The sequence below is a fragment of the Aliarcobacter butzleri genome (assembly GCF_900187115.1).
Classification (GTDB): Bacteria; Campylobacterota; Campylobacteria; order Campylobacterales; family Arcobacteraceae; genus Aliarcobacter; species Aliarcobacter butzleri.
Genome location: NZ_LT906455.1, coordinates 2,282,940 through 2,295,487 on the forward strand (window position 1 = coordinate 2,282,940; position 12,548 = coordinate 2,295,487).

A 12,548-nucleotide genomic window follows, 5' to 3' on the forward strand; every position below is an offset into this window, starting at 1 on the left:
TTCTTCTCTTGTCAAGAGTACTTTGCTAAAATGTAGCTTAAATTTTTGAATTTGTAAAAACTGTTGATTTATTAATCTTTGATTTACTTTTTTTTAGTACTATAATTGTACAAAATTTAGAAAGGAAAAGAAAATGTATAATAGAGATTATTTATCAAATCAATCATCTCAATATTCACAAGAATCTTCTCAAGTACAATTAATGAGCTTTTTAAAAGCTACTTACCAACTATTTGCAGGTTCATTATTAGCTGCAACTGCTGGTGCATATGTTGGATTAGGAATAGTAAGTTTACTTATGGGACCAATGAAATGGGTTTTATTTGCAATTGAACTTGCTTTAATATTCTTTGTAATACCAAGAGTAAAACATACTCCAGGTGTTAATTTAGCAGTATTATTTGTATTTACATTTATTACTGGATTAACTATTGCTCCATTATTGGCTGCAATTTTTGCAATGCCTAGCGGTGCTTCTATTGTTGGTCAAGCTTTTTTAATGACATCAATTGCATTTGGTGGAATTTCAATGTTTGCAATGACAACTAAAAAAGATTACTCATTTATGGGTAAATTTTTATTCATTGCTTTAATTATAGTAATTGTTGCAGGTATTTCTAATATCTTCATTCAATCATCTATGATGCAATTAGCAATTGCTAGTGTTAGTGCATTACTATTCTCTGCATTTATTTTATTTGATACACAAAATATTATAAAAGGTGGATATGATTCACCAGTAGAAGCTGCACTATCTTTATATTTAGATTTCTTTAATCTATTTATATCATTATTACAAATTCTTGGGATTATGAATAGTGGAGATAGAGAATAAGACTTATTAGTCTTATTCTTTTTACTGTAAATTATGGATAATAATTCTTCTTTAAGACTTATTGATGCGAATTTAAATAGATTACGAGAAGGCATTCGAGTAGTAGAAGATATATTTAGATATGTATATAATAATAAAGAAGTCGCTACAAAACTTAAAAATCTTAGACATTTAGCTCGTACTGAAAACTACTATGAACTTCTTGAAACTAGAGATGTAAAAAATGATGTCTTAAGAGAGTCTATTAAAAGTGAACAAAATAGAGATAATCTAAATTCAATTCTAATAGCAAACTTCAAAAGGGCACAAGAAAGTGCTAGAGTTTTAGAAGAATTTATAAAATTAACTTCTATAAAAGATAGTGAAAATTTCAAATATATACGATATGAACTCTATAATTTAGAGATTGTTTTAACAAAAATCACTTCAAATTCTAAATAATTTAAATCATACTCTTTATATAATTTTTTCGAATCACTATATGAAAGAGATTTTTCTCCACTAACTCCTGATTTTTTAATATAATCAAATAAATCTTTTTTATTATCAAATTCTAATTTGTATAAAATAGTTTCAAATTCACACTCAAAATATTTAGAAAAAGAGTTTTTTATACTATCTTCATCTAAAATTGGTGATTTTGTATTTGTGATTTTTTGTATAGTTTTAAAAGTATTTGAGGTAAATAAAACAGTATTTATCTCTTTTGTAATCTTAGATAATGACTCAATAATTTTAGATAAATCGCTTGACCATTGTAATGCAGAAGATGATAAAACCATATCATAACTATCATTTTTTATCTCATTAAAAAATTCTTCACTATCAAAATTTAGACATTTTACTTCTATATTTTTTGCTTTTGGATGAAGTTCACACATCGAAAATGAAGCATCTATTGCTTTATAAAACTCAATTTCCCAAAAAATATTTGAAAAAACTTGTCCAGAACCACAACCTAATTCTAAAATTCTTTTTGGTTTAGATTTTAACTCTCGAACAAGTGATTTTGCTACAATTTGTTGAATAATATTGTGAGTTTTATATTCATTAGCATATTTTGAAAATTGATTTTTAACTTGCAATTTTTCTCTTTGTAATTTTGATTTTAACAAGATTTTAACAAGTTTTTGATAAAATTAATGCTATTTTTTAAAAAGGATATTAGATTATGACATCTACACTTTTAATAGTTCAATTTGTTTTAGCTGTACTTATAACTATTACTGTTTTACTTCAAAAGAGCTCAAGTATAGGACTTGGAGCATATAGCGGAAGTAACGAATCAGTTTTTGGAGCAAAAGGTCCAGCAAACTTTTTAACAAAAGCAACAATGGCATTAGGATTAGCTTTTGTGATAAATACTTTAGTTCTTGGATACTTTTATAATGAACAAAGAAATAAAAGTGCTATCGATTCAGTAAAAACAGAATCTTTAATCCCAGCAACTCCAGTAACACAAACTCCAACTGCACCAGTTGCACCAACAAGCCAAATTCCAACATCTTCTGAAAAATAATAAAGAGATAAAAATCTCTTTTTATTTAAGAAGAAAATTTTATTAATTAAAGGAGCATAAATGCTACAAGAAGTATATGCACAAACTAAAGAACATATGGAAAAATCTATAGAAGCTTTAAAAAAAGATTATAAATCTTTAAGAACAGGTAAAGTTAATACAAATATCTTAGATGGTATAAAAGTTGATTATTATGGAACAATGACTGATTTAAGTCAAGTTGGTTCTGTTTTAGCAACAGATGCAACAACTATTACAATCAATCCTTGGGAAAAAAATCTTTTAGGAACAATTGAAAAAGCTATCCAAAATGCAAATATTGGAGTAAATCCAAATAATGATGGTCAAATAATTAAACTATTTTTCCCACCAATGACAGTTGAACAAAGACAAGAAACAGCAAAACATGCAAAAACTATGACAGATAATGCAAAAGTTGCTATTAGAAATATTAGACAAAACTCAAATAATAAAGTGAAAACTCTTTTAAAAGATAAAGCTATTACTGAAGATGAAAGTAAAAAAGCTCAAGATGAAATTCAAAAAATCACTGATTCTTATGTTTTAAAAGCTGATGAAACTTTAAAAGCAAAAGAAAAAGAAATTTTAACGGTTTGATTATGAAAATAGAACAAATATATAAAGATGCTTCTGCACTACTAGAAGGACATTTTAAATTAAGTAGTGGAAATCACTCAAGATTTTATTTACAATCAGCAAAAGTATTAGAAGATCCAAAGACTGCAAAATATTTAACTGAAGAGTTAGCAAAAGAGATTAAAAAATCTAATTTAGAAATAGATGCTGTTTGTTCACCTGCTCTTGGTGGACTAATAGCTGGTTTTGCTCTTGCGACTGCACTTGATGTAAGATTTATTTTTGCAGAACGAGCTGATGGTGAAATGACTATCAGAAGAGGATTTGAAGTAAAAGAAGGTGAAAAATACCTTGTTTGTGAAGATATAATCACAACAGGTGGAAGCGCTTTAGAAGCTGCAAGAGAAATCGAAAAAGCTGGTGGAATTGTAGTAGCTTACGCTGCTTTAGCAAATAGAGGTTTTTGTTCAAGAGTTGGAAGTTCAATTGAGAGAAAAGACAACTGTAAATTACCTTTAGATAAACCACTTTTTGCACTAGAAGATTTTGCTTTTGAGATGTATAGCCCAGAAGATTGTCCTATGTGTAAAGAAGGAAGTGTTGCTATAAAACCAGGTAGTAGAGGAAACTAATGGCAAAATGGAGAGATGTAAAGCACAAAAAAAATAGTTCTTTAGAAAATACTACAACTGAAGATAGCTTAATTATTTGTGCATCAATCCCTTCAAGAATTAAAGCTTTCATTGTCGATATGTTTATGATTATGATGCCACTTGCATATTTAACTACTTATATATTTATGGATGGAAAAGATGATTTCCAAGGTAGTCAAGAAGCAAGATGGACTCTTTCTTTAACATATGGACTTATTATTATAATCTTTTGGATAGCAAAAGGACAAACTCCTGGATTAAAAGCTTATAGTTTAAAACTTTTAAACGAAAAAACAAAAGAAAAAATATCTCTACCAAAAGCTATTTTAAGATATATAGCTTTTTTATTTAGTTCTATGACTATCATTTTAGCCTTTCTTCCATTTTTAAGAAAAGATAAAAAAACTTTTCAAGATTTAGTATCTGGTACAATTGTGATTGATATAGATAAAAAATAATGCTATTTTTTAACCTATCTGCTTTTTATTTCTTTTATTTTGCTGCTGTTGGAATATATGTAATATTTTTACCAAAAGTTCTAAATGATATTGGATATAGTGCTTTTGATATTGGTATTATTTTAGCTGTTGCTCCTTTGATGAAATTTGCTATGCCTTTTTTATTTTTAAAACATATTAGTTTAAATAAAAAAATGTTTAAAAAAGCACTGTTTTTAACAGTTATTGCGGTTGCACTTTTTTATATCACAATAGAACATTTTTATATTTTTATGTTAAATAATGCTTTTTTAGCAGCTTGTTTATCTTTGATTTTACCTTATCTTGAAGTTACTGCTGTGACAATATTGGGAAAAGACAAATATGGAAAAGCAAGACTTTTTGGCTCAATTGGTTTTACTATAATTGCTTTAGTTTTAGCAAAAGTTTTAACAACACCTTTTATTGCTCTTCATTACTATTTAGGAGTTGTTGTTCTAACAGTAATTTTTTCATTATTACTTTTAAAAAATGATTTTGAAGAAAAAATAAATCCAATTAGCAATGAAGTTTTTTCATTTATGAAACACTTTGCTTTTTGGGCAAGCATATTTTTTATGCAAGTAAGTTTTGGTTCATTCTACAACTTTTTTACAATCTATGAATTAGAACATGGTTTATCTTTAGAAACTATTTCATATCTTTGGGCATTTGGTGTTATTTGTGAAATTTTAATGCTTTATTATCAAGCACCAATTTTAAAAAATAATCTTTTAAATATCATAAAATTTTGTGTTGGTGTGACAGCTTTTAGATGGATACTTTTATATTTGTATCCTAATTCTTTAGAAGTTGTATTTTTCACTCAAGCTATTCATGCTTTTTCATTTGCTTTATTTCATAGTGCTGTTGTTATTTACTTATATTCACTTTATGATAATAAAAAACTAGCTCAACAATTTATGTTTGGCGTTGGTTATGGATTGGGTGGATTTGTAGGGGCATTGAGTGCTGGAGCTACTTATGGAAAATACTTATTTTTATATAGTGCAATTTTTGCACTATTTTCTTTTATTTCTATAAGTTTTGTAAAAAAAGATTAAATCCACTTTTTCTTTTTGAAAATGACATATTGAGAAAATATCACTAAAAGTAAAATTATAGTAAATATATAAAATGCTTTATCATTTGAAGCACCTGGTATTCCACCAACATTTATTCCTAAAAGCCCAGTTAAAAAAGTAAGTGGTAAAAAAATTGCAGATATAATAGATAACATATACATTTTTTTATTCATCTCTTCACTTAAACTATTTGCTAATTCTTCTTGAATTAAAATAACTTTATCTCGAATAGTATCAAGTTCTTCTATATGTCTTATCAACTGGTCATTAGTCTCTCTAATCTCTACTTTTTTATACTCATCAATCCAAGATATTTTTTCATTACTTAATTTGATTAAAGCCTCTTTTTGTGGAGCTAAATATCTTTTTAAAATAATAGTTTCTCTTCTTACATTTAAAATCTCTGTTCTAAACTCTTGATTTTTCATATCAATTATATTTTCTTCTAAATAATCCGTTCTATCTTGAAGTTGGTCAATAACATCATCCATTCTATCAATCATACGATAAGTCAACTCTACTAAAAATTCAGAAGTACTTTTTACTCCTGTACCTTTTCTTAACTCTTCAATAATCTCAGTAACAGACAATAAAGTTCTTCTACTTGTACTAATAATCATATTTGAAGAGATAAATAATCGAATAGATATCATATTTTCAGGTCTTGACTGAGGATCTAAATTTACACCTCTTAAAGCAAGAAGTAAAGAATCTCCTAAAAGTGTAGTTCTTGGTCTTGTTTCATCTGCTAAAAGAGCATCAGCTACTATAGAATTATTACATTGATTTCTTATCCAATCTTTTGCTTCTTGTGTAGAATAATCAAAATGAACCCATAAAATTTTATCAGTTGCTTCTACACTATTTAGTTCTTCATATTTTAGCTCTAAAGCAGAGCCTTTTTTATCAAGTAAAAATCCTAAAAATGGAATTCTCTTCACTCATTTTCCTTTATTTTATAGAATATATAATTTCCGTTTTTAATTTTTGTTTTTTAATTTCTTCAATTGAAAGATTTTCAATTTCCATACTCATTAATTGATCTATATTTTGAATATTATTTTGAGCTAATAACCTTAAAATAATTCCTCTATAAGCTTTTGCCCAGTGACTTACAACTTTACCATCTTTTATGAATTTCATTGTTATATATGGTTTTTTGATTTGATAAAATTTTTCATAAAATCCAGCTCTTAAATCAATAATATCTTCATCTTTTAAAAACTCATCAAGTTTTGAAGAGAAACTATCACAGTAAAACTTTTCTATTTTTAAATTGTCAAAAGTTTCACCTTGTTTTAGTTTATAGTCAGGAATTTCATCACTTGCTTTTAAAACTCCAAAAAGATTCGAAAAAATCAAAACATTTTCGTCTATATATTTTTGTTCGTTTCTATCTAAAACTTTATATTCCAAATAGTCATAAGCAACACCTTCATATCTTAAAATTGCTTTCATAATTAGACTTTGGAAGATATCTTTTTTATATGAATTTATTATTTCATCTTTTTTTGTTCCAAAAAGTTTTTCAAGTTGTGTTTTTGAAGCAGTTTTTATAAAATTGTTATATTTATTTAAAATTTCTTCTCTAAAACTGTAAAGTTCAGGAAAAATAAAAGAAGAATTATCAAAAGATTTATTCAAGCCTCCAGAGTTTTTTGTTTCACTTGGAGAAAATAGGATTTTCATTTATGACCTTAAAAAATTTTATTTAAGTTTAACATAAATGAAGTAAAAAACTAAAGCAAGAGATTTGCCTTAGTTTTAAAATATTATTTGAAGAAGCTTGAAGCTTTTTCGTTAAGTTTATTACTCAACTCTTCAGATTTTTCATCTAATTTTTTTTGAGCATCTTTTTTTGTTTCATCAACTTTTTCATTTACTTCATTTTTAGCTTGTTCTTTTATAGTATCTATATTGTTTTCTTTTACATTTGCAACAATATTATCACCAAAACCTTTGATGTTTTTCAAGTCATCTGCGCTTTTTATAGTATTTGTTTTTCTATATTCCATAATTTGCTCAGCTTTTTTTTCACCTATTCCTTTAATACTCATAAGTTCTTCTTTTGAAGCTGTTTGTAAATTAATAGCACCAAAAAGAAATGTTCCGCATAAAGCAATCAATCCAAAGATTTTTTTCATATTTACTCCTTTAAAAATGTACAAAATTATAGCATAGTTTTATGATTTTTAATATCATTATTATATTTATTGGGCTTGAAAAGTTAATGTTGCTACATAAAAAATTTCATTCACCTTATCTTCTAGCTCTTTTGATGCAGCTTCAGAATAGTCTGTTTTTAATATCCAATATCCAGAGTGACTTAACTTAATTTTTGCAAGTCCATCTTTATTTGTAGTTGTTACAAAAGCATAATCTCCATTATTTGAAAATCCTGCATAACTACCATAAACTTTTGAGGAAGCCAAAGGCTCATTTTTAAATAGTATTTTTACTGTTAAGTATTGACCATTTCCAACAAGTTTATTTGGATTCTCCATAGGAATTATTTCTAAAGTATCTCCTAGAACTTTTGAGTAATTTTCATCTTTTGTTTCTCCAACATTTAAAATTGCTTTTGCAAATTTGTTATATTGTTTACTTGAGATTATATTTTTTACATCTTGTTTTGTTCCAGCTTTCCAACTTTTATTTCCTTTTTCATCAAAGTAATATGTCCAAAAAGCAGGATTTGTTTTACCTGAAACTATGTAAGTTCCCTCTTTTTTTAATATCTCTTTGTAACCTAAAAGTTTTTCTTCGATAACTTTTTCTTTATTATCTGGTTGAACTATTTTAAATTTAACATCACCATCAAAGACTTCATCTACAGGATATAAATGTCCATGTCCCATATATAAATTTGTTATAGCTCCCAATTTATTCCAAGGAAGAGTATAACTCGTAGAATGTATCCAAAAATCATGAGCTACACTTTGTACTGATGCTATTATACTAAATAGAACTATTAAACTAAATTTTTTAATCATATTTATCCTTTTTTTAATTTATACTATTTCTATCAAAATGAGAAATAAATATATTTTTATATATTTTAGAATACCATTGAATTACTTGTTTACTAATAAAATTATTTTTAGATTTAATTAATTATTAATCTTCTATTAAAAAGCTGTTAACCAAAAATTTATATAATTCCCCATGAATATATCATTGTTTTTTATACTTTTTACTATTGTATTTGCTTTCCAAACTTTGATAATCAAAAAGCGTCTTATAAATAAACTTGATTTTAATTATAAGACCAAAAAATATCTTAGCCTATTTTTATATCTAACATTTTTTGGGGTACTTATGTATCCAATGGCTAGATATTTCCCCGTAGTGCCAAATTGGCTCTATTTTCTCCTATCTTTACCAATTGGGATGATTTTTTTAACATTTATTATTACTTTATTACATGAAATCATCTCTTTTGGGATTTCAAAAACAAAATATACTAAAAATCGACGAGAATTTTTTAAAAAAGGTTTAGATATCGGTGTTATATCAGCAGTTATTGCAACAAATGTTAAAGCTATCGATAATGCACGACATGTTGAACTTGAAGTAGTTGATGTAAAAATAAATAATCTAAAAAAACCTTATAAAATAATACAAATAAGCGATATTCACATTGGTGGATTGATTACAAAAAATTTTATAAAATCAATGGTTGATAAAATAAATCTTTTAAATGCAGATGTAGTTGTGATAACTGGTGATTTAGTTGATACTAAACTAGAGTTTGCGCGTCCAGCACTTGATGAATTAAAAAATTTACAATCAAAATATGGAACATATTTTATAGTTGGAAATCATGAATATTTTCACGGAGTAAAACCAATCATTGATTATGTAAACTCTTTGGGAATTAAAACTTTAGAAAATCAAAATGTTTATATTGGAGAAAAAGATGAAGGTTTCTATTTAGCTGGAGTTTACGATAGATTTGGTTTTAGATATGGTTCATATATTCCTGATATAAATAAAGCTTTAGAAAATTGTGAAAATAATCCTACAATTTTATTAGCACATCAACCAAAATATATAAATGAAATAAAAGATACGAAAAATATTGATTTAATACTTTGTGGACACACTCACGGTGGACAAATCTTTCCATTTAATTTTTTGGTAAAACTTGAACAACCTTATGTAAAAGGACTTCACCAACATAATGATACAACTCAAGTTTACGTAAATAAAGGAACTGGATTTTGGGGACCACCTATGAGATTAGGAGCTTCAAGTGAGATAACTGTTTTAAGATTGTCTTAAAATTTGTAAATCATATAAGTGTGGAATACTTTTCAAACCCACACTTATAAATATTTTACTCTTTAACATTAAAAGTTATAGTTGATGCATTAAAAACATATTCTACTTTTCCAAATAAATCTTTAAAACTTCCATCTTTAGTTACAGTATCTCTATGATTGCATGAAACTCTCCACTGTCCTGCACTTTGAACTCTAAATTGTGCTTTTCCATTTTCAATATATGACATCAAAGAAAATCCATCATTTTGTCCAAATGAGTTACTATTCGCACTTATATAATCCATACTAGATGCAGTTAAATGTAGAGGTTTTCCTTCAAATAAAACTTCAAATTCTACTAAGTCTCCTACTTTTACATTTGATAAATCTGTTTTTGGAATGATTTCTAAACCTTTATTTGTAGCTTTTTGTTCTTCCCATTTATCAATAGTTAAATAAGATTTTGCAAATGCTTCATATTTAACAGACATTAAAATCTTTTGAATATCATCAAGTTTATCCATTGTTGTTAATTTTAATCTTTTATTACCTTTTGTATCTATATATTCAGTATAAAAAGTAGGTTTACTTTTTGCCTCTATTTTATAAACACCTTTTTGACTATTCTCTTTTAATGCAATTTTTTGCAATCCCAAATCTGCACTAAGAACATCAAAATCTTTTACTTTTTTTGTTGCTTCCTTAGGGTCACTTGATGGAATATCAAGATTTATTATTTCACCATTTGGTGAAGTTATTTTAAACTCTTCAACAATAACTCTACCATTTGGAGAGTTTAAAATATCATCAATTGGCATTAAATGTCCCCAACCTAAACCAACTATAATATGGGCAGGTTTATGAGTAAATGACTCAAAAGAATTTACCCAAAGTGAGTGAGCATTTAAGTTTACTAAACTTAAAAAAAACATTACACTAACAAACAGTAATTTTTTTATATTTTTCATTTTTTATCCTTATATTTTATATTGTTAGAAATCAAGTTTAACAGAGAACATAAATGTTCTAGGTGCACCCAAACCACTACCTAACTCTCCAGCCCAGTAATCTTTATCCATAACATTATAAATATCTGCTTTGAAAGTTGTAGGGAAATTCCCAATTTTCGATTTATATTTTGCACCTACATCATAAATAGTTCTTCCAGAAATTGATAGTGAATTATCAGCATTTATATACTGTTTTGACATGGCACTCGCATTTGCATTCACACTAAAACTATTCGTAATATCATATTCTAGACCTAATTTTCCTTGATATTTTGGAACACCCGTAGCATATTTATTTTCATTTACTCCACCAGCTGTTTTTGTATTTTTAGCTTCAATATAAGAAAATCCTCCCATATATCTTAAATCAGTAAATATATCTCCAAAAAAGTTGTATTCTATACCTCTATTTGTTTGTTCACCATCTACACTATATACATTTGATATAGGATCTGTATAACCATTTGGTTTTTCAATTTGAAAAATACTTAATGCATTTGTAAAGTGATCAAAATCTAGTTTAATACCAGTTTCATATTGTTTTGTTTGATAAGGAGAAAACATTTCTCCAGCATTTGCTGCTGTTGTTGGTGCAGTTGGACCTTGAGTTAATCCTTCTATATAGTTTGCATAAGCCATCACAGAATCTGTAAATTTGTAAGAAACTGCAACAGCGGGTGTTAGTTCATTTTCATCATATTTTGAAGTTCGTTGTCCTGTTACAATACTAAAACTTTCTTGTATGACATTTTGTTCTCTTAAACCAAATATAATATTTAGTCTATCATCAAACATACTCATATTATCTGCAAAACCATAGCTAAATAATTCAGTCTCTGCGCTTTTTTTAGGTTTTACATTACTAAAACTCTTATCTAATTTTAAACCACTGTAATTTGGATTGTAAATATTTGTAGAATATATAGTAGGATACATTTTCATTTCAAAATGGTTATTATTGTGATAGTATGTTAAATTTGTTGTAAGTTCATGATTTATGCCAAAAGTATTAAAATTAAATCTAGTTCCAATATCTGCAGAATCTTTATCCATTTCCATTCTTTGATGTACAAAAGTATCATCATATTTACCATTTTTATTGACTACTTGTCTCTTCCAACCAGCCAATGCATCCATATCAGTTTCACTATGTCCATATTTACCATAAATAAAAATATTATCTGTAATATCATAATCTCCCATCAACATAAACATATCATCTATTGTTGTTATATAAGTATCATTTGGTGCAAACAAAGTAGTATTTTTAGGAGGATTTGGAACACTTAAGCCGTTAACAAGAGTGATTCCTCTATTTATTCCATCAATATGATCATAAGAATGTAAGTATTCCGCTGATAATTGTCCTCTATCTGCCTTATAATCAAATGCAATATGAGCTAATTTTGTTTTAGCTTCTTGGTTGTCAACTGCTGTATCTCCACTTCTATATACACCATTAAATCTAGCACCAAATTGATTTTTTTCACCAAATCTTTGCCCCAAATCAAGATGAGTTCCCCATAAAGAATCTGAGCTATAAGAGGTACTGATACTTCTTGTTGGAGTGTTTTGAGCTTTTTTTGTTACTAAACTAACAGCTCCTCCAATACTTCCTCCCGGTGCCATACCATTCAATAAAGCATTTGGTCCTTTTAGAACATTGATTTTTTCTAAAAACTCAGGACTTGTTCGATAATGAGGAGACATTCCATATAAGCCATTTAATATATTATCATTAGGAAGACTTGAAAATCCTCTAATATTATAATTTTCTGTTAACATACCAATAGAACCAGAACTATATACAGAAGGATCTATTTTTGAAATAATAGTCTGAATATTTTGTGCTTGTAAATTTTCTATATATTCAGCTGTATAACTTATGGTATTAAATGGTGTCTCCATAAAATCTTTATTTCCAAGAATGCCTAAGTTATTTTCTCTTGATATTTGTCCATTTTGAATTGTTTGAGAATTTTCTGAAGTTTCACTTACTTTAATTTCATCTAGTTTTGTAGTTTCATTTGCAAATAAAAATGAACTCACAAATAAAGACAAAAACAAGATTTTCTTATTTTTCAACATTTTCTTTCCTTATTATGTGT

15 protein-coding genes are annotated in these 12,548 nt (G+C 26.9%); 8 read left to right on the forward strand and 7 right to left on the reverse strand.

Features of this window, described 5'->3' with window-relative positions:
- Positions 1-133 precede the first annotated feature (133 nt).
- Complete coding sequence (locus CKV87_RS11355; RefSeq protein WP_004509965.1) at positions 134-835, forward strand: Bax inhibitor-1/YccA family protein; 702 nt, start codon at positions 134-136, stop codon at positions 833-835.
- Between the two features lie 33 nt (positions 836-868).
- A complete protein-coding gene (locus tag CKV87_RS11360; protein ID WP_012148104.1) occupies positions 869-1,276 on the forward strand; it encodes a hypothetical protein in 408 nt (135 codons plus the stop codon).
- Here CKV87_RS11360 and CKV87_RS11365 read toward each other — a convergent pair.
- Positions 1,228-1,920: a methyltransferase domain-containing protein gene (locus tag CKV87_RS11365; RefSeq protein ID WP_012148105.1), complete on the reverse strand. Its 693-nt coding sequence runs from the start codon at positions 1,918-1,920 to the stop codon at positions 1,228-1,230. The two genes, CKV87_RS11360 and CKV87_RS11365, sit on opposite strands and share 49 nt — an antisense overlap.
- An 86-nt stretch (positions 1,921-2,006) precedes the next feature.
- On the opposite strand from CKV87_RS11365, the gene secG reads away from it, so the two are divergent.
- The 5 genes from secG to CKV87_RS11390 are packed head-to-tail and all read left to right on the forward strand — an operon-like array spanning position 2,007 to position 5,144.
- Positions 2,007-2,354, forward strand: a complete 348-nt coding sequence (gene secG, locus CKV87_RS11370) for a preprotein translocase subunit SecG (protein WP_004509968.1) — start codon at positions 2,007-2,009, stop codon at positions 2,352-2,354.
- Positions 2,355-2,414: 60 nt separating this feature from the next.
- Entirely contained in the window at positions 2,415-2,972 is a 558-nt protein-coding gene (gene frr, locus CKV87_RS11375) for a ribosome recycling factor (protein ID WP_004509969.1), read from the forward strand.
- 2 nt (positions 2,973-2,974) lie between these two features.
- On the forward strand, positions 2,975-3,583 hold the full coding sequence (gene pyrE, locus CKV87_RS11380; protein WP_041645027.1) for an orotate phosphoribosyltransferase: 609 nt from the start codon (positions 2,975-2,977) through the stop codon (positions 3,581-3,583).
- On the forward strand, positions 3,583-4,062 hold the full coding sequence (locus tag CKV87_RS11385; RefSeq protein ID WP_012148107.1) for an RDD family protein: 480 nt from the start codon (positions 3,583-3,585) through the stop codon (positions 4,060-4,062). The genes pyrE and CKV87_RS11385 overlap by 1 nt, the downstream gene beginning before the upstream one ends.
- Complete coding sequence (locus CKV87_RS11390; protein ID WP_012148108.1) at positions 4,062-5,144, forward strand: MFS transporter; 1,083 nt, start codon at positions 4,062-4,064, stop codon at positions 5,142-5,144. The genes CKV87_RS11385 and CKV87_RS11390 overlap by 1 nt, the downstream gene beginning before the upstream one ends.
- On the opposite strand, the gene CKV87_RS11395 is transcribed toward CKV87_RS11390, so the two are convergent.
- From CKV87_RS11395 to CKV87_RS11410, 4 genes are all read right to left on the reverse strand, one after another.
- The gene (locus CKV87_RS11395) at positions 5,141-6,106 is read right to left on the reverse strand and encodes a zinc transporter ZntB (RefSeq protein WP_012148109.1); all 966 of its coding nucleotides are present in this window, start codon (positions 6,104-6,106) and stop codon (positions 5,141-5,143) included. The genes CKV87_RS11390 and CKV87_RS11395 overlap by 4 nt on opposite strands.
- A 10-nt stretch (positions 6,107-6,116) precedes the next feature.
- Positions 6,117-6,854, reverse strand: a complete 738-nt coding sequence (locus tag CKV87_RS11400; protein WP_012148110.1) for a YaaA family protein — start codon at positions 6,852-6,854, stop codon at positions 6,117-6,119.
- An 83-nt stretch (positions 6,855-6,937) separates the two neighbouring features.
- Positions 6,938-7,309 (reverse strand): ComEA family DNA-binding protein, encoded by a 372-nt coding sequence (locus CKV87_RS11405; RefSeq protein WP_004509976.1) that lies wholly within the window; start codon positions 7,307-7,309, stop codon positions 6,938-6,940.
- A 66-nt stretch (positions 7,310-7,375) separates the two neighbouring features.
- Positions 7,376-8,158 carry a DUF4198 domain-containing protein gene (locus CKV87_RS11410; protein WP_012148111.1) on the reverse strand — a complete coding sequence of 261 codons (783 nt, stop codon included), beginning with the start codon at positions 8,156-8,158 and terminating at the stop codon, positions 7,376-7,378.
- Positions 8,159-8,555: 397 nt separating this feature from the next.
- Between CKV87_RS11410 and CKV87_RS11415 the strand changes: the two genes are divergently transcribed.
- Complete coding sequence (locus CKV87_RS11415; RefSeq protein WP_226807148.1) at positions 8,556-9,449, forward strand: metallophosphoesterase; 894 nt, start codon at positions 8,556-8,558, stop codon at positions 9,447-9,449.
- Positions 9,450-9,504: 55 nt separating this feature from the next.
- On the opposite strand, the gene CKV87_RS11420 is transcribed toward CKV87_RS11415, so the two are convergent.
- Together CKV87_RS11420 and CKV87_RS11425 are read right to left on the reverse strand one after the other, a co-directional pair.
- Entirely contained in the window at positions 9,505-10,398 is an 894-nt protein-coding gene (locus tag CKV87_RS11420) for a DUF4198 domain-containing protein (protein WP_012148113.1), read from the reverse strand.
- Positions 10,399-10,422: 24 nt separating this feature from the next.
- Positions 10,423-12,528, reverse strand: coding sequence for a TonB-dependent receptor (locus tag CKV87_RS11425; RefSeq protein WP_012148114.1), 2,106 nt, complete (start codon positions 12,526-12,528; stop codon positions 10,423-10,425).
- Positions 12,529-12,548: the final 20 nt, after the last annotated feature.